Raw genomic sequence first — 18,844 nt, 5'->3', positions numbered from 1 at the left:
CATGCGGGAGATCCAAGCTACGGTGCCGCTCGGCGTGCCACCGGCGTGGGCGGTGCTCGAACGCAGGCTGTTCGACGCCCTCGACGAGGCCTGGCGGGCCTTCGCCGGCCGCTACTGCGGACCCGACGGACGGCTCATCTACCACGGCCCGGCCGCCGACAGGGACGGCGCCGACGACTTCTACGAGGCGTTCTTCAACTGGCCCGCCCTCTACCAGCTCGGCGGCGCCGACGACCTGCTGGACGCCTCCAAGCACCACTGGGAGGGCGTGACCACGCAGCTCACCGAGCTGGGCTACCTGGTGGACGAGTACGAGCGCGGCTACGACTGGTTCCACCAGGGCGAGTCGATGCTGCTGTTCTACGGCATCTGCGCCGCCGACCCGCGCGACGAACGCTTCCGCGAGCGGGCCCGCCGCTTCGCCGACCTCTACCTGCCCGGCTCGGCCAACTACGACGCCGAGCGCGACATCATCCGCGCCCCGCACAACGGCGCCGGCGGCCCCCGCTACGGCCTGCAGTGGGAGTGGGCCTCCTACCACACCGACCTGACCAGCATGCGGCCGTTCGGCCTGCCGCTGCGCGACCTGCCGGGCATCGCGGCGTGGGACGACCTGGCCGACCCGTGCAACGCCGCCCGCATGGGCGCGGCGATGAGCGAGCGCATCGGCCGCGGCGACGTGGCCGTCAACCTGGCCGCGACCAGCCTGGCCGTCAACGCCTGGCTGTACGACGGCGACGACCGCTACCGCGACTGGGCGCTGCGCTACATCGGCGCCTGGCAGCGCAGGGCCGAGGCCAACGACGGGATCATTCCCGACAACGTGGGCCCGTCGGGCGTGGTCGGCGAGCTGCACGACGGCCGCTGGTACGGCGGCAACTACGGCTGGCAGTGGCCGCACGGCCTCTACAGCGTCGGCGCGGCCGCCGTGATCGCCGCCGTCAACGCCCACCTGCTAACCGGCGACGACGCCTCGCTCGCGATCGGCCGCGACCCGCTGGAGACCGTGTACGAGCGCGCCATCCAGGCCGGCGTCACCGAGACCGAGATGAGCATCAGCGACCGCTGGCTGGCGGAGCTGGGCGACGAGGCCGGCAAGCCCACCATGCTCGTCCCCAACCGGCACGACGACAACGGCTGGTTCGACTTCCAGCCGCCGCAGCTCGGCCTGCCGGTCTGGCTCTGGCACATGACGCTCGGGAGCAAGGACGCCGACCGGCTCGACCGGATCCGCGCCGCCTCCGGCTACGACTGGTCGGCCGTCCGGCCGTTCCGCAACAAGGAGGAGGCCGGGCACGAGGCGCCCTGGCTGGAGTTCCTGCGTGGCGCCAACCCCGGCTTCCCCGAGCGGATGCTCACCACCGCGCTCGGCCAGGTGCAGCGCCGCATGGCGCTGGTCGACGCCGACGAGGCGGACCTGTCCACCATCCACGTGCACCACTGGCAGCGGCTCAACCCAGTGCTCACCGAGGCGCTGCTGCAACTGGCCACCGGCACGCCGCAGGTGCTCTACAACGGCGGCCTGTTGCCCGCCCGCCTCGCCTACTTCGACGCCGACCGGCACCGCCCCGGGCTGCCGCCGGACGTGGCCGCCCTGGTCGACTCGGTCCGCCCCGACGGGACCGGCGTGCAACTGGTCAACCTGAGCCTGAGCCGTACCCGCAGGGTCGTGGTGCAGGCGGGCGCCTTCGGTGAGCACCGCATCGACCGCGCGACCGTCACCCGCGGCGAGGACGGCTATCCCGGCGACCCGCGCGCCTACACCTCGCCCGCGATCACCGAGACCGAGCAGGAGGTGACGGTGGACGGGCCGCGCCTGCTCGTGGAGCTGCCGCCCGGCCGCCGCATCCGGCTCGACCTGCACACGACCGCGCGTGTCCGCACGCCGTCGCACCAGCACTACTGAGCTCGCTTCTTAAGACATACCTATCGAGGAGTTACATGGACGACGCCATCTGGGATCTGCCTGTTCGCGGGGAGCTGCCCGCCAAGCCCGATCCCGTCCTCGTGGAGGGGCTGTCCCGGATCAGCTCGGCCACCGCCTGCGCCAAACTGCACGCGCAGGGCATCCGCAGGACCTTCATCGAGGGACCGCGTCCCATCGCGCCGGGCCTGAAGATCGCCGGCCGGGTCCGCACGCTGCAGTTCATGCCGCAGCGCGAGGACATCGCCTCCGGGCTCGGCCAGGAGTACGTCGAGCGGCACACCGCGCTGTGGCACGTGCTGGAGGAGATCGAGCCGGGTGACGTGCTGGTCGTGCAGGCGTACGGCAGCGCGTACACGGGGTGTTTCGGCGACATGCTGGTCCGCTACTTCAAGCGCAAGGGCGGCGCCGCGATCGTGGTGGACGGCCGGATCAGGGACCTGCCCCGGGTGAGCGGCGTGGGCGTGCCGATCTGGTGCACGGGCGCCACCCCGCACTACGCCTCGCAGGCGGAGCTGTTCCCGTGGGCGTACGACGTGCCCGTGGCCGTCGGCGGCGCGCTCGCGCTGCCCGGCGACCTGTGCGTGGCCGACGACGACGGCGCCGTGGTGGTGCCGCGCCGCCGGGCCGAATCGGTGCTCGACGCCGCCGCCGACCACGAGCGGTGGGAGCGCTACAGCCGCGCCCGCATCGAGGAGGGCGGCGCACTTTCCGACTACTACCCACTCACCCCCGAGACCCGCGCCGAGTACGAGCGGTGGCGGGAAGTTAAGGAGAGCCAGTGATTCTCAGGTCCGTGGGCGCGATTGTCTTACTCCTGGGCGGTATGACGAGCCCCACCCCGGCCACGGCCGGTCGGCCGGCCTGCGACTACTACGTCTCCCCCGCGGGCAGCGACCGCGGCGACGGCAGCGCGAACCGGCCGTGGAAGTCCATCGAGCAGGCCCGTGACGGGCTCAGAAGGCGTCAGCACAACACCTGCGACGTCGTGGTCAACGTCAAGGCCGGCGACTACGTGGTCGACAAGACCATCGAGTTCACCGAGGCCGATTCCGGCAAGAACGGCCACCGCGTGACCTATCGCAGCGCGGACGGGCCCGGCAAGGCCCGCCTGCTCGGCGCCAGGCCGGTGACCGGCTGGCAGAAGTACAAGGACGACATCTACAAGACCAAGGTCGATCGTAGCTTCTACACGCTGTTCGAGGACGGCAAACGCGCCACCACCGCCCGCCACCCCAACCGGGGCAAGGAGGACCTGTGGTCGCCGTACCTGTTCTCGGTGCTGGGCGAGCCGGAGAAGGAGGCCGTGCGCAACTGGCTGTACTTCAAGCCGGAGGACGTGCCCAAGGAGTGGGACGCCGACTTCGACAAGAACTCCCAGATCATGGTCTGGTCGGGCGGCTCGTGGAGCTGGTTCACCGACACCGTGCCGCTGGGCGGCGCCGACTTCCGCAAGAACTTCTTCACCCTCAACCACTGGGCGCGCTACGCGTTCGTCAACAGCCGCAGCGGCTCGCGCTACTTCCTGCAGAACACGCTGCGCTTCCTGGACCAGCCGGGCGAGTACTACTTCGACTTCGCCAACAGCGAGGTCTACTACTGGCCGAAGGGCTCGATCGACAAGGTCATGGCCCCCACGGTCAAGACGATCCTCTCGCTCAAGGGCAGCAGCCCCGAGCAGCGGGTGCAGAACCTGGCCTTCGACGGGCTGGCGCTGCAGTACTCCGACTTCGTGGACTGGTATCGCGCCGGCTGGATCAGCGAGGGCGACTCGGGCTACGAGCACAAGTACCCCGTGTACGACCGGCAGATCGAGATGCCCCGCAACCGGTTCGGCATGATCACGCTGACCAACACCCGCGACATCGACCTGACCAGGCTGAACCTGTCCGACAGCGGCTATATGGGCGTCTACATGCTGTTCGCCAACGAGCGGGTCAAGGTGTCGGACAGCCTGCTGGAGAACATCGGCGCCGACGGCATCAAGGTCGAGGGCGGCTACCCCGGCGAAGGCGACATTTCCGGGCATCACACGATTTCGAATAACTACATCTACCACGTGGGCGAGCTGGTCCCCGGCGACGCGTCGGGCATCGAGCTGATGAGCACGGGCAACAACACCGTCAGCAACATCAACGTCAAGCACAGCGCGCGGTACGGCATCAGCCTGGAAGTCCGGCCCGAGGTCAAGGACGCCGACAACTACGCCCGCAACAACAGCTTCTCCTACATCAAGCTGGAGGAGGCCGGGCTCGACAGCGGTGACATGGGTGCCTTCTACACCTACGGCGTCAGCAACACCGAGCCGCACATGAAGGACAACCACGTCAAGCAGATGGTGATCACCGACGTCATCAACGACCCGGCCGGGGCGATGCCCGACAGCGGCACCCGGGGCGTGCACATGGACGCCGGCGGCTGCGGGTTCACCTTCGAGAACATCGAGGTGGGCAAGGTCAGCGACGACAAGTACCAGAGCTACCAGTGCAACGAGGTCACCAACGCCAACTGGGCGGCCGGCTTCGACGCCTCGAAGATGGAGTACGACAAGATCGGGGTGACGAGCTCGTTCCCGTACCCGATTCCTGGCTAGCCCACTGACCGGGGCGCCGGGCCCGGTGGCCCGGCGCCCCAACCAACCGGCTTTCATGGAGCGCCCGTGAACGACCCCACGCACTCCCCGCTGACCCGGCGCGGCTTCCTGGTGGGCAGCGCCGCCGCCCTGGCCTTCGACGCCTCCGCCCTTTCCTCCCGTCCCTCCGCCGCCCTGGCCTTCGACGCCTCTGCCCCTTCCTCCCGTCCCTCCGCCGCCTGGTTCGCGCGGCCGCGATCCGCCGTACGTCCGATGGTGCGCTGGTGGTGGCCCGACGCCCACGTCGACCCGGCCGAGATCCGCCGGGAGGTGGACCAGCTCGCCGCCGCCGGGTTCGGCGGGGCGGAGATCGCGGCGGTCCACCACAGCATCCGCGACAAGTCCGTCCTCGACCCGGCCCGGTACGGCTGGGGCACCCCCGCCTGGAACGCCGCCGTCGAAGCCGCGCTCGACCAGGCCGCCAAGCGCGGGATCGGCATCGACCTGACCATCGGCCCCTCCTGGCCGGCCGCCGTCCCGTCGATCACCCCGGAGAGCGAGGCCGCCTGCAAGGAGCTGGCCTACGGCTCGACCCCCGTGGCCCCGGGCGCCACCTACACGGGCCCCGTACCTCCGCCCGCCGTGGACGGGCGCCCCGACCGCACGCTGCTCCTCGTCCAGGCCGCCAGAATCGACCCCGCCCACTCCACCCGCGACGAGACCGGCCTGGACCCCGGCTCCGTCCAGAACGTCACCGTGACGGGTGCGACGATCACCTGGACCGCGCCCGGTGAGGGCGACTGGCTTCTGATCTCGTACTGGCAGCGCGGCTCCGGCCAGCGTCCCGAATCCGGCCCGCACACCGCGCCCGAGTCCTACGTCGTGGACCACTTCAGCCGCGCGGGCACCCAGGCGGTGATCGACTTCTGGGAGTCGGAGCTGCTCACCCCGGCCATCCGCAGGCTGCTGCGGCGCTCGGGCGGGGCGCTGTTCGAGGACTCCATCGAGATCGAGACCGACGCCCTGCCCTGGACGCCGCACCTGCCCGCCGAGTTCGAGCGGCGGCGCGGGTACGCGCTCGCGCCCTTCCTCCCGGTGATCGTGTTAGCCGACGAGGACCCGGTCTTCGCCTTTGACCCCGTGCTCACCCGGCACGCCCGCAAGGACTACTGGGACACGGTGTCCGAGCTGTTCAACGAGTATCACTTCACGATGCTGCGCGACTGGGCCCACTCGCTCGGCCTGCGGTCGCGGGCGCAGCCGTACGGTCTCCAGACCGACGCCATCGAGGCCGCCGCCATCCTCGACGTGCCCGAGGGTGAGTCGCTCGGCTTCAAGAACCTCGACGACTACCGGTGCCTGGCCGGGGGCCGGGACATGGCGGGGCACAAGGTGCTGTCGTGCGAGGCGGGGGCGTACCAGGGCGGGGCGTACACGACCACCTGGAAGAAACTGCTGCGCACGATGGGCGGGGCGTATGCCGCCGGCCTCAACCAGACGGTCCTGCACGGCTTCTCCTACGCCACCGCGCCCGGCGCCGCCTGGCCCGGCTTCGCCGCCTTCACGCCCTACAACGGTACGACCGGCTACTCGGAGTCCTGGGGCCCCCGCCAGCCCACCTGGCACCACATCACCGACATCGCCCAATATTTCGCCCGAGTCCACCTGATAACCCAACAAGGCACCCCACGCGCCGACGTGGCCGTCCTCCGCCAGACCGGCTACACGAAGACCGGCATCGGCGCCTCCTGGTTCACCGCGACCGGCATCCCCACCGGCTGGACCCACCAGTTCGTCAGCGCCCCTCTCCTCGACCTCCCCTCGGCCCGCGTCACGAAGGGCCGGTTGGGACGCCCCGCGTACAAGGCCCTGTTCGTGGAGGGCGACCGCTTCTACGCCAACGAGTGCACGATGACGCTCGCGGTGGCCGAAAAACTCCTCGGCCACGCCCGGGCCGGCCTCCCCATCATCCTGTTCGGCGCCTGGCAGTCGGCTTCGCTCCCCGGCGTGGCCGGCGACGACGAGACCACCCGCCTCCGCGCGATCCTCGCCGACCTCCTCACCCAGCCCACCGTCCGCATGGTGACGACCACAACCGACATCCCCGCCGCCCTCACCTCTCTCGGCGTACACCCCGACATCCGGTACGCCACCGGCTCCACCCTGCTCACCCTGCGCCGCGTGGACGACGACGTGGACTACTACTACCTGTGCAACGGCAAGCACCAGGAGAACGCCAAACCCCCGGTAGCCCCCATCGACCACGACGTCACCCTGACCCGCACCACCCGCGACGGCGTCCCCTACCTCCTCAACCCGTGGACAGGCCGAGCCGCCCGCATAGCCCTGTACACGGAAACCCCCGACGGCATCCGCCTGCGCGTAACCCTGCAACCGGGCCAGTCGAAAATCATCGCGATCGGCCGCCCCGGCCTCTTCGGCGACAAGACCGGCAAACGCCCCCACGCAGTGACCACCGACGCGGACCTGGCCACATTCACCGGCGACCACCTGACCATCCGCGCCACCCGCCCCGGCACCTACACGACCACCCTGTCGAACGGCCGCACCCTCACGACCACGATCGCCTCCGTCCCCTCCCCCATCCCCTTCACCTCATGGCACCTCCGCGTAGAGGACCGCCGCCCAGGCCCTCCCGTGGTGCACACCCTGACCCTCGACCGGCTCACCCCGTGGTCGGAGATCCCCGCCCTGGCCGACACCTCAGGCATCGGCACGTACACCACAACGGTCGATTGGAACGGCGCGGGCGCCTACTTGGAACTGGGCGAGGTGACGGACACCTGCCGCGTGACCGTCAACGGCCGCCGAACGCCCCCCATCGACCAGCTCAACCCCGTCATCGACCTCGGCCCGTACCTCCGGCGCGGAACGAACACGATCGAGGTGGAGGTCGCCACCCCGCTCGGCAACCGCCTCAGGGTGGCGGACCCGGCGGTCTACGGCGGCCTGACCCGCCAGCCCTACGGCCTCCTCGGACCGGCCCGGCTCGTGCCGTACGGGGAGGGCGTCGCGGGTGGAGCGAATCCCTGAACTCCCCCTTGCACTCCACCTCCTGGCGCGCGATCCTCGATTTCGAGACCTCGTCGCCCCGCAAGACACCATGTGTGAGGGCACGTCGAACGGCTCCGCCGCGTTCGGGACCTCCACGCCGGCCGCGGACATGACACGCGATCAACCCGGCCGGCCCGCCACGGCGCGGCGGGATTCACCGCTGATCCGCTCGCGGCGGAAGGTGACGAACTCATGCTGGTCACGCCGGAGCGCCTCTACTCCTGAGCCGTCTACAGGATGTAGCCAAGCGTCTTCGCCGCCTTGCGGAAGGCTTCCTCGTTCTCCGGTGCCACCCAGAGATGGCGGTCGCCGAGTAGCTGACAGAGGGCGCCCGCCTTGCGGTCGTTCGCGATGAGGACGGCGGTGGCCGGGTCGGCGGCCTCGATGAGGTGTACCAGGCCGCGGTCGCGTACCTGGCGGGCCTTGTGGTCCACGTCCGTGAGCAGGGTGGCGACGGTGCCGGGTAACGGGTGGCCGCAGCGGTCGTGCAGGAACGTACGCAGGTGGTCCAGGCTCCGGCCCGTGCCGAGGGCGTCTCGGAGGGAGCGGGCCGAGAGGGTCCAGACGTGGTCGGAGGTCTGTTTGGCGTAGGCGGTGAGGGTGAGGCGGTCGACCGGGGGCAGGGTGCCGGTGACCACGATGTCGAAGTTGGGGAGCACCTTGAGCAGGTGTTCGGCCGGGGCCGCCGGTGCCTTGTAGGTTCGGGTGCGGCCGGTGGCGTAGGCGCCCAGGGTGGTGAGGCGGATGGCTTTCAGGCCGTCGTAGCGGCTCAGGCGGGAGAGGGCGCCGGAGCCCCAGTTGCGGTGGTAGTCCCTTCTCGCCCCGTCCGGCCGTACGTAGGTCACGTCGATCAGGCCGAGGGTCGCGGCGTACTCGAAGAGCACGGCCAGGGTGTAGCGGCCCTCCAGGATCGGCCAGTCGGCGTAGCCCGCGTAGCCGAGGCTGCCGTACTCGGGGTCCACGAGGTAGAGCTTCCACAGGGCGCGGCTGGAGCGGGCGATCACCGGGTCGAGGCGCTCGGCGCGCATCTGGGCGAAGAGGTCGTCGACGGTCAGCCATTCGCCCGGTTCGCAGCAGCGGGTGAGGGCGGTGGCGACCTTCTGGCGGCGGGGTTTCTCGGCGGTCAGGACGTTCTTGCCGCGCTGGCCTTTGATCGCTTCGACGCGGCTGAACTCGTCGATCAGGCCGCCACTGATCCAGCGCCGCCAGAGATCTTTGATCGTTTCCGCCGGCGGGCGGCCGAGTGCCGTGTGACCGCGCGTGGTCAGCCGGAGTTTGCCCGCCGTCAGCTCGGCCAGCCCGCCGGTCTGGAGCAGGAGCGGCCACGCGTACGCCGCGATCGCCTCTCCGTCGTAGAAATCCCCTTCGGCCAGGGCGGAGGTCACGGCGGTCACCGTCGCCGCGCTCGGCCGCCGGGTCGTCTCGCCGCACCGCAGCCTGCCCGCCGCGCAGAGCTGCAGGACGGCGTGCAGGTTGGCGGGCGCTTCCGCCTCGGTCTCACGTATCACTGCCGCATCGTCGAACGCCACGCTCGACGGTAGCGCGGAGTGAGCTCTTGACCGGGCCTGTCAGGGGGTCTACATATATATTCAACGTTAGGTATTCATTCGGAGGTTGCTCGTGAAGGCAGCGATCACAGTGCTGACGGCGGCGATGGCCCTCGCCTTATGCGCTCCCGGTACGGCGGCGGCGGAGTCGGAGCCGCGCTTCTCGGTGCCGGGACGGGGCGGCGGGACCTGCGTGGACGCGCCCCTGACCCTCACGTTCCCCACCCCGCCCACGCTCGGCTCGTCCGGGGCCATCGAGGTCAGGAAGGCCGACGGTTCGCTCGCCGACCGCATCGAGGCGGCCACGGCCAAGACCGACAGGAAGAACATCGGCGGCGCGATCTCCGACACGGGGCTGCCGCACCACTTCTCCTATGAATCGATCATGGTGGAGGGCAACACCGCGACCGTCTACCTGCACAGGCAACTGGAGTACGGGCAGGAATATCGGGTCACCGTCGAGCCGGGCGTCTTCGGCGACGTGCGGGGGTCGTGGCGGTTCAGGACGAAGAAGCGGGCCTCCTTTCCGCGGCATCGCCTGACCGTCTCCGCTCATGGGGGCGGTGACTTCTGCACGGTGCAGGGGGCCGTCGACGCCGTGCCGACCGGGAACCGGAAGCCCGTGACGATCGACGTGCGGCCGGGGATCTACACCGAGATCGTGTACGTACGCGAGGACCGGCCGTTCCTCACCGTGCGCGGCTCCGGCGCGGGGCGGACCGTGGTGCGATATCCGAACAACGACCTGCGCAACGGCGACAAGGCGCTGAGCAATGGCGGCCCCGCCGACGTGTGCCCGCGCCGGGTGCTGGAGACCTCCGACCTGCACAACTGCTGGCGGGCGTCGTTCGGGGTGGACGCGGCCGACTTCCGCCTGAGCGATGTCACGCTGCACAACACGACACCGGACGGCGGCTCGCAGGCCGAGGCGTTCCGGGGCAACAACGACCGCATCGCGCTGGCGCGGGTGGACCTGCGGAGCAACCAGGACACTTTGCGCCTTCAGGGCAAAGGCTTCGTCACCGACAGCCGCATCAGCGGGGACACGGACTTCGTCTGGGGCACGGGCACGGTGTTCATCCAGGACTCGGTGCTGGAGTCCACCGATCGCGGCTACATCTCGCAGAGCCGTAACGACGCGACCCGGCCGGGCGCGGTGTTCGTACGGACGAAGCTGACCCGGGCGCCGGGCGTGGCGGACGCGTCCGTGGTGCTGAGCCGCAGCGCGGTGTGGCGGTTCACGCACAGCCAGGCCGTGTTCATCGACACGAAGATGGACGCCCACATCGCGCCGGTCGGCTGGCAGATCGACCCGAACGACTGCGCCCAGGCCCAGTCGGCGTCCTTCTGGGAGTACGGCAGCACCGACCTGACCGGGCGGCCGATCGACACCTCGCGGCGGCTGGCCTGCTCCCGCCAGCTCACCGAGGAGGAGGCGGCACGGTGGAGCGACCCGTCCTTCGTCCTGGGCGGCTGGAATCCCGCCCGCGTACATGACTGATCGGAGCGAGGCAATGACGGATCTGGAAGCGGGCGCGAGCAGGCGAAGGATGCTGGGCGGGGTGCTCGGGGGGATCGGGGCCGCGCTGGCAACGGGGGCCGTGGCACTACCGGCCGAGGTGGCGAGCGCGACGGCTGGACCCAACGGCGAGCAGGGCGGCAAGCGGGCGCCCCGGCCCGTGGCGCCGGTGAATCAGGAGGTGGCGGCCAGGTTCGGGCCTGAGTACAGGACCCTGCCCGCCGCCGTGGCCGGGGTGGACGTCGAGCCGCTCATCGGCATGCACACGGTCGCCGACATCGCCGCCCGGCGCAAGCACATGATCGACTACATCTGGAAGGACGCGGGGCGGCCGAAGACGCTCCCCGCGGTCGAGACCGGCGTGACCGGCCCCGAGGCCCTGGCCGGCCTCACCGGCGTGCGCCGGATCGACCGGCTGACGGTCCCGCTCAACTATCGTGTCACGGCCAAGGTGTACGACCTGCTCCCCCGCAAGGCCTGGAACCGCCGCCTCGCCCTCTACCACAACGGCCACGGCGAACCCCCGGACACCATGCTCCGCACCACCCAGGCCCTGCTCGACCGGGGCTACCGCGTCATGGTGTACGCCATGCCCTTCCACCACTGGAACGCCCAGGGCATCGAGGACCCCAAGAACCCGGGCACCATGCTCCCCGGCCCCTCCCACCGCGAACTCCCGCCATGGGAGAGCGCCGCCTTCTCCACGCTGACCTTCTTCCTCGAACCGCTCACCGTCACCCTCAACCACGCCCACGCCACCTACCGGCCCGTCAGCACGGAGATGATCGGGCTGTCCGGCGGCGGCTGGACGACGACCGTCTATTCGGCGCTCGACCCGCGCGTCACCCGCAGCTACCCGGTGGCGGGCTCGCTGCCGTTCTGGCTGCGGCCGGCCTCGCCGAAGCCGAGCCCGACGATCGGCGACTTCGAGCAGACCAAGGCGGCGTTCCCGGGCTTCTACGCCGCCCAGTCCGACGACTTCCTCGACATGTACGTGATGGCCGCCATCGGAGAGGGACGCGGACAACTGCAGATCCTCAACCGCTTCGACGACTGCTGCTTCAACGGCGTGAGCCACCGCGCCTACCAGGCTCCGGTACGCGACCGCGTCAGGCTCCTCGCCGGAGGGCGCCCCGAGCGGGGGCGATGGGACCTCCTGGAGGACGCCACGCACGACGACCACACCATCTCACCGCACGCCCTTTCCGTCATCCTGTGGGATCTTGACACCACAAATGTCAAAACCTAATATCGGAATATAGATACATTATCGAATAAATATTCAGCCGAGAGGGCGGCATGGCGGACAGGACGTTTTCCCACCGGCGCCGGGTGATCGTCAACACCGATGCGAAAAAGGAGGCGGACCACCAATTCGCCATCGTCCACGCCCTGCTCTGGCCGGCCTCTCGGTGTACGAGTGGCGCCGCGCCCTAGCAGAATGGCACTCGGCAGTGGCCCGGGCTCGCCACCGGACCAGCGAGAGCGGCGGAGCCGAAGCGGAGGCCAGTGATCGTGGGAGCTGACAGTCAGTCCGAGAAGGGCCGCGCCGCGAGCGACCCCGTGAGGTTCACGGGCCGCCGCCTCGGCCAGGAGTCCGAGCGCATGCGGCTGCTCGTCCGGGTCGCCCGCCTCTATCACGAGCACGGCGTCCGGCAGCCGCAGATCGCCCAGCAGTTGCGCATCTCGCAGCCGCGGGTCTCGCGCCTGCTGAAGGAGGCCGCGGAGATCGGCATCGTCCGCACGGTGGTCGTGGTGCCGAGCGGCGTGCACGCGCTGCTGGAGGAGGACCTCGAACGCAAATACGGCGTGGAGCAGATCATCGTCGTGGACGCCACGGGCGACAGCCATGACGTCGTGGCCGCGCTGGGCTCGGCGGGGGCGACCCACCTGGACGCCACGCTGATCGGTGGCGAGCACCTCGGCATCTCCTCGTGGAGCGCCAGCCTGCTGGCCACCGTCGAGGCGATGCAGCGCCGCCCGGTGCGGGTGGCCGAGGAGGTCGTCCAGCTCATCGGCGGCGTGGGCAAGGGGTCCGCGCAGGTGCAGGCGACCAGGCTGGCCGCCCACCTGGCCGATCTCACCGGCGCCGAGCCGGTGTTCCTGCCCGCGCCCGGCCTGGTCGGCTCGGCGGTGGCCCGGCAGACGCTGTCGGACGACCACGTGGTGCGGCAGGTCGTGGACGCGTGGGCGCGGCTGACGACCGTGCTGGTGGGCGTCGGCAGCCTGAACCCGTCGCCGCTGCTGCAGGAGAGCGGCAACGCCATCTCCGAGGAGGACCGGGAGACGCTGCGCGGGCTGGGCGCCGTGGGCGACGTGTGCCTGCGTTTCTTCGACGCGGACGGGCGGCTGATCGACTCGCCGCTGGAGGAGCGCATCCTCGGCATCCCGGCGGCCGACCTGCTGCGGGTGCCGCGGCGCATCGCCATCGCCGGGGGCCGGCGCAAGACCGCGGCGATCCGGGCCGCGCTCAAGGGCGGCTGGGTCAACACGCTCATCACCGACGTGGGCGTGGCCGAGCAGTTGCTCAAGGACTGAGCTCCCCCGCCCACGACCAGGCCGCCGTGCGCAGCGCACGGCGGCCTTCGCCGTTCTGTACGGCCAGCGCCGGGTTGACCTCGCACCTGAACGCTTGAGAAAGCGCTCTTGACAGTCACAACCGTGTCGTTCACGATGTGATGAATCCACTCCATTCATGGCTGAATAAAAATTCTCACCTAGCGACAGCTGGTCCGGAGTCGTGCCGATCGGTGGCACAGCCCTGCCTATTTCGGGGCGGAAAGAGAGCGTTTCGATGACCGAGGCCCCTGGCTTCGAGCAATCAGAATTCAGCCGCCGCGCTTTCGTGCGCTCGGCGGCTTTGGCCACGCCCGCGGTGGCGCTGGCCGGCACTCCGGGCGAGGCGGCCGCGACGGCGACCCCGACCCCGAGCCCGGCCCCGAGCAAGACCCCCACGACGACGGCCGCCCCGGAGCAGGTGCCCGCGTTCCCCGGCGCGGAGGGCGCCGGCAAGTACGTCACCGGCGGCCGGGGCGGCGCCGTCTACGAGGTGACCACCCTCGACGACTCCGGACCCGGGTCGCTGCGCGAGGCGGCCGCCAAGTCGGACGGCACGATCGTCTTCCGGGTCTCCGGCAACATCCAGATCAAGGGCGGACTCGACATCACGGGGTCCAACCTCACGATCGCCGGCCAGACCGCCCCCGGCCACGGGATCACCGTCACGGGCAACGAGACGCAGATCAAGGGCAACAACATCATCATCCGCCACCTGCGCTTCCGCGGCGGCGACGGGCTCGGCACCCCGATCGACACGTTCGGCGCCCGCAACGTGCGGGACATCATCATCGACCACTGCTCGTTCAGCTGGGGCGTGGACGAGTGCTTCTCCGTCTACGGCAACACCAACGTCACGGTCCAGTGGTGTGTCATCTCCGAGGGCCTGACGAACTCGGTGCACCCCAAGGGCCGGCACGGCATGGGCGGCCTGTGGGGCGGCGACACGATCACGTACCACCACAACCTGCTCATCCACCAGAACGCGCGCAACCCGCGCTTCAGCTTCACCGAGGGCATGAACATGGTGGTGGACCACCGCAACAACGTGATCTACAACCACGGGATCACGTCCTGCTACGGCGGCGAGTGGTCGAACGGCGTCAACATGGTCGGCAACTACTACAAGCCGGGCCCCAACACGCTGCCCCCGATCGCCAGGACGATCGTGGCGCCCGGCCGGTTCGGCCAGTGGCACCTGAGCGGCAACGAGGTCGAGGGCCACCCCGACATCACGGCCGACAACAGCAAGGGCATCACCTACCCGATCGGCGGCATCACGCTGCTGCCCAGGGCGGTGGAGTTCGAGAACGGCATCACCGAGCAGAGCGCGGCGCAGGCGTACGCGACGGTGCTGGAGCAGGCCGGCGCGATCCTGCCGCGCCGCGACGCCATCGACGCCCGGCTGATCAACGAGGTGCGCACCGGCACGGGACGCCACATCAACTCGCAGAAGGACGTGGGCGGCTTTCTCCCCTTACCCAGCGAGGTGCCCGCTCCTGCCGACAGTGACCACGACGGCATGCCCGACGAGTGGGAGACCGCGCAGGGGCTGAACCCCGAGAACGCCGACGACGGCAAGATCGTGGACGGCAGCGGGTACACCAACCTCGAACGCTACCTGAACTCGATCCAGCGGGCCGGGGCGCGCAACCCCGAGGTCGCGATCACCTCACCCAAGATCGACCAGGTGTTCGCGGCGGCGCAGGACAAGCAGAGCGTCACCATCCAGGCCACCGCCAAGGCACTCGACGGCGCGTCCATCGCCAGGGTCGAGTTCTTCCAGGGCGACAGGAAGCTCGGCGAGGCGACGGCGGAGCCGTACCAGGTGACCTGGGCGGACGCGACCGACGGCGACTACTGCCTGACCGTCAGGGCCACCGACAGCACCGGCAGCGCCACCACGTCGTCGCTGGTGCCGATCCACGTCAACCGCACCACCACCTACACACCGTGGAAGGCGCGGGACATCGGCCCGGCGCCGATCCCCGGGAACACGGCGCTCAAGGACGGCGTGTTCACGCTGAAGGGCTCCGGGAAGATCGCCGGTTGGAAGGACTCCTTCCACTTCGCCCACCAGGCCGTCGGGTTCAGCAGGCGCGGCGAGGTCATCGAGATCACCGCCCGGCTGGACAAGGTGAGCAAGTCCCACGTGGACGCCGTGGCCGGGCTGATGATCCGGCAGGACCTGGCGCCGAACTCGCCGTTCATGATGGCCGGGATCGGCTACTCGGCGAGCAGCGAGGACGGGGCCGGGCGGCGCGCCAAGGCCATCAGGGTCGCCTCCCACGGCACCGCGGCGAGCGTCGGCGTCTACCCGCCGACCAGCGATGATCCGCTGGACGAGAAGGCGTACTGGCTGCGCCTGATCTGCCGCAGCCTCGACGGCGGGGACAACGAGTTCGAGGCGTTCCTGTCGGAGAACTCGCTGAACTGGACCCGGATCGGCTACGAGCGCATCGTCATGCGGACCAGCCGGTTCTTCATCGGCCTCGCGGTCGACGGGAACCAGGAGGCCAACGCCGTCCACCCCTACACCACGGCGACCTTCAGCCTGGTGAAGGTCAATCGTTAGAACGGAGTGCCCCCATGAACGAATCACGAGGGAGCGCTGCCGACGAAGTCGGCGGCATCATGGCGACCGAGCCGCGCGGAGCGCGGACATATACACGACGCAACCTGCTCCGTGGCGGCGGGCTGCTCATGCTGGCCACGGCGACCACCGGCTGCAGCTTCTTCGACACCAGCCCCGACACCGGCGGCGCCGGTGCCGCGCAGGCCGCCGACCTGAACGCCAAGGAGGCGCCCGCCCTGGCCAAGCTGGTCAAGGAGGGTAAGCTGCCCCCGCTGGCGCAGCGCCTGCCGAAGAACCCCCTGGTCGTCAAGCCGCTGAAGGAGGCCGGCAAGTACGGCGGCACGTGGGCCTCGGCCCTGGTCGGCGAGGACGACTGGGACTGGCTGGTCTTCACGCTCATGTACGAGCCCCTCGTCCGCCTCAAGCCCGGCACCAACGGCCAGAAGGGCTCGGACGACATCATCCCCAACGTCGCCGAGTTCGAGGTCAAGGACGACGGCCGCGAGTACGTGTTCCGGCTGCGCGAGGGCCTGAAGTGGTCCGACGGCCAGCCGTGCACCGCCGACGACATGATCTTCGCCTTCGAGGACGTGGCCACCTACCACGACCTGCACACGACCGGCATCTACGACCTCTTCCTGGAGAACGGCAGCACCACCGAGCGGGTCAAGGTCGAGAAGGTGGACGAGCGAACCGTGCGCTACGTCTACAAGGAGCCGAAGGCGGGCCTGCTGTTCCAGATCGCGACCTCCACGTTCGAACGCCCGGGCGCCAGCGGGTTCCTGCTGCCCAAGCACTACCTCAAGCAGTTCCACAAGAAGTACAACCCGGACGCCGACAAGCTGGCCAAGGAGCAGCAGCTCGAAGACTGGACCCAGCTCTTCATGCTCAAGAACGACGTCCCGCACAACGCCGACATGCCCACGATGCACCCGTGGAAGATCAGCAACGCGATCGGCAGCGGCACGGCGGTGGTGGCCGAGCGGAACCCGTACTACTGGAAGGTCGACGACCAGGGGCGCCAGCTCCCGTACTTCGACCGGTTCAGGTCGGAGATCCTCGGCGACGTCGAGGTGGAGCTGCTGAAGATCATGAACGGCGAGATCGGCATGCAGCTCCGCAACTACAACACGCCGGAGAACAAGCCACTGGTCGCGCAGAACGCGGCGAAGGGCAGGTACCGGCTGTTCGACGTGCAGAGCCGGCTGAGCAACACGATGATCATCCAGTTCAACCAGACGGTCTCAGACGAGGGCCTGCGCGAGCTGTTCAGGAAGAAGGACTTCCGGATCGGGCTGTCGCACGCGATCAACCGCAAGCAGATCATCGACGGCGTGTACGCGGGCCAGGGCGAACCCTGGCAGGGCGCCCCCTCCAAGGCCAACGCCCTCTACGACGCGGACTTCGCCAAGCAGTACACCGAGTTCGACGTCGCCAAGGCCAACGAGTATCTGGACAAGGCCGGCCTGACCAAGAAGGACGCCGACGGCAAGCGGCTCGGCCCCGACGGCAAGCCGCTGGTCATCGGCATCATGTCCGACACCGAGTTCCCCCACCACGTCCAGGCGCTGGAGTTCATCAAGAAGGACTGGGAGGCGGTCGGGGTCGGGCTGCGGGTCGATCCGGTGGCCTCCACCCTGTACGACGAGCGCACGATGGGCAACAACCCGCAGGCGTCCGTGTTCACCTGCAGCGACTTCGACGTGATCACCGGCACCGGCGGCGACCACTACTACGTGCCGAGCAACTCCGGCAGCGCCCGCTACGCCATCCGCTGGGCCCAGTGGTACGGCAGCAAGGGCAAGAGCGGTGACGAGCCGCCGGAGGAGGTGCGCAAGCAGTTGGAGGCGTTCTCCGCGATGCGTACCGAGCCGGACTTCGCCAAGGCGGTGGAGCACGCCAAGGAGGTCGTGCGGATCTCCAAGGAGCAGTTCTACGCGATCGGGATCAGCTCGTACCCGAACGAGTACGGCATCGTCTCCAACGCCATCAAGAACGTGCCCGACGCCATGGCCGCCGCCGTCGTGAACCCCGGGCCGACCATGCCCGAGCAGTACTCCTTCTGAGGCGGCGACGTGCTGCACTACTTCGGCCGCCGCCTGCTCTACGTGGTGATGACGCTCTGGGCGGTCTCGATCGTCACGTTCGTCATCATCAACCTGCCGCCGGGCGACTACGTCTCGACGCTGGTCGCGAACGCGGAGTCGGGCGGCGAGGGCATCACTCCCGCGGAGGCCGCCAACCTCAGGCAGCGCTACGGCCTGGACGACCCGATGTTCGTCCAGTACTGGCGCTGGATCTCCGCCATCCTGCTCCACGGCGATTTTGGTCAATCGTTTGCCTGGAACCAGCCGGTCTCCACGCTGATCGGTGAGCGGATCGTCCTGTCGGCGGTGCTGTCGGTCGCCTCGCTGCTCCTGGTCTGGGCGATCGCGTTCCCGATCGGGATCTACAGCGCGGTCAAGCAGTACTCCTGGGGCGACTACGGCTTCTCCTTCCTCGGCTTCATCGGGATGGCGATCCCCGAGTTCATGCTGGCGCTGGTCCTCATGTACGTCGGGTTCCGCTTCTTCGGGCAAAGCGTGGGCGGATTGTTCTCCCCCGAGTTCCAGGACGCGGCCTGGAACCTGGGCAAGGTCCTGGACCTGCTCGGCCATCTCTGGGTGCCGATCGCGGTCATCGCGGTCTCCGGCACGGCCGGCATGATCCGGGTGACCAGGGCGAACCTGCTCGACGAGCTCTACCGGCCCTACGTGCACACGGCGCGGGCCAAGGGGCTGCCGGAGTGGAAGCTGCTGCTGAAGTATCCGGTGCGGATGTCGCTCAGCCCGTTCTTCAGCACGGTGGGCTGGCTGCTGCCGGGGCTGATCGGCGGGGAGACCATCGTGTCGGTCGTCATGAGCCTGCCGACCGGCGGCCCGCTGCTGCTCAGCGGTGTCATGAACCAGGACATGTACCTGGTCGCCAGCTTCATCGTGATTCTCAGCACGCTGACCGTGATCGGCACCGTGCTCAGCGACCTGGCGCTGGCGTGGTGGGATCCGCGAATTCGCAAACGGTACAAGAGAGAGTAGCG

The 18,844-nt window shown here is 69.4% G+C and carries 11 protein-coding genes; 10 read left to right on the top strand and 1 reads right to left on the bottom strand.

Annotated features, from left to right (window positions below; translation table 11 throughout):
• Position 1: 1 nt before the first annotated feature.
• From C4V41_RS04045 to C4V41_RS04030, 4 genes are all read left to right on the top strand, one after another.
• Entirely contained in the window at positions 2–1,906 is a 1,905-nt protein-coding gene (locus C4V41_RS04045; RefSeq protein WP_103954734.1) for a hypothetical protein, read from the top strand.
• Positions 1,907–1,941: 35 nt separating this feature from the next.
• Entirely contained in the window at positions 1,942–2,709 is a 768-nt protein-coding gene (locus C4V41_RS04040) for an RraA family protein (protein WP_103954323.1), read from the top strand.
• Between the two features lie 11 nt (positions 2,710–2,720).
• The gene (locus C4V41_RS04035; protein ID WP_200823727.1) at positions 2,721–4,517 is read left to right on the top strand and encodes a right-handed parallel beta-helix repeat-containing protein; all 1,797 of its coding nucleotides are present in this window, start codon (positions 2,721–2,723) and stop codon (positions 4,515–4,517) included.
• A gap of 66 nt (positions 4,518–4,583) precedes the next feature.
• On the top strand, positions 4,584–7,550 hold the full coding sequence (locus C4V41_RS04030; protein ID WP_103954322.1) for a glycosyl hydrolase: 2,967 nt from the start codon (positions 4,584–4,586) through the stop codon (positions 7,548–7,550).
• Positions 7,551–7,801: 251 nt separating this feature from the next.
• Here the strand turns inward: C4V41_RS04030 and C4V41_RS04025 are convergent, their stop codons facing one another.
• Positions 7,802–9,079, bottom strand: a complete 1,278-nt coding sequence (locus tag C4V41_RS04025) for a helicase-associated domain-containing protein (protein ID WP_200823726.1) — start codon at positions 9,077–9,079, stop codon at positions 7,802–7,804.
• Positions 9,080–9,191: 112 nt separating this feature from the next.
• On the opposite strand from C4V41_RS04025, the gene C4V41_RS04020 reads away from it, so the two are divergent.
• The 6 genes from C4V41_RS04020 (at position 9,192) to C4V41_RS03995 (ending at position 18,842) form a co-directional block, all read left to right on the top strand.
• Entirely contained in the window at positions 9,192–10,619 is a 1,428-nt protein-coding gene (locus C4V41_RS04020) for a pectinesterase family protein (RefSeq protein WP_146103522.1), read from the top strand.
• Positions 10,620–10,632: 13 nt separating this feature from the next.
• Positions 10,633–11,886, top strand: coding sequence for a hypothetical protein (locus C4V41_RS04015; protein ID WP_146103521.1), 1,254 nt, complete (start codon positions 10,633–10,635; stop codon positions 11,884–11,886).
• A 266-nt stretch (positions 11,887–12,152) separates the two neighbouring features.
• On the top strand, positions 12,153–13,175 hold the full coding sequence (locus C4V41_RS04010; RefSeq protein WP_235029891.1) for a sugar-binding transcriptional regulator: 1,023 nt from the start codon (positions 12,153–12,155) through the stop codon (positions 13,173–13,175).
• Between the two features lie 256 nt (positions 13,176–13,431).
• A complete protein-coding gene (locus C4V41_RS04005; protein WP_103954318.1) occupies positions 13,432–15,768 on the top strand; it encodes an Ig-like domain-containing protein in 2,337 nt (778 codons plus the stop codon).
• A 14-nt stretch (positions 15,769–15,782) separates the two neighbouring features.
• On the top strand, positions 15,783–17,834 hold the full coding sequence (locus tag C4V41_RS04000) for an ABC transporter substrate-binding protein (RefSeq protein WP_103954317.1): 2,052 nt from the start codon (positions 15,783–15,785) through the stop codon (positions 17,832–17,834).
• A 9-nt stretch (positions 17,835–17,843) separates the two neighbouring features.
• Positions 17,844–18,842 carry an ABC transporter permease gene (locus C4V41_RS03995; RefSeq protein WP_268808520.1) on the top strand — a complete coding sequence of 333 codons (999 nt, stop codon included), beginning with the start codon at positions 17,844–17,846 and terminating at the stop codon, positions 18,840–18,842.
• The last annotated feature ends 2 nt before the right edge of the window (positions 18,843–18,844 follow it).

Origin of the sequence: Nonomuraea solani (genome assembly GCF_900108335.1) — a bacterium.
In the GTDB taxonomy this organism is placed as follows: Bacteria; Actinomycetota; Actinomycetes; order Streptosporangiales; family Streptosporangiaceae; genus Nonomuraea; species Nonomuraea solani.
This window is presented reverse-complemented; position numbering and strand designations above follow the sequence as displayed.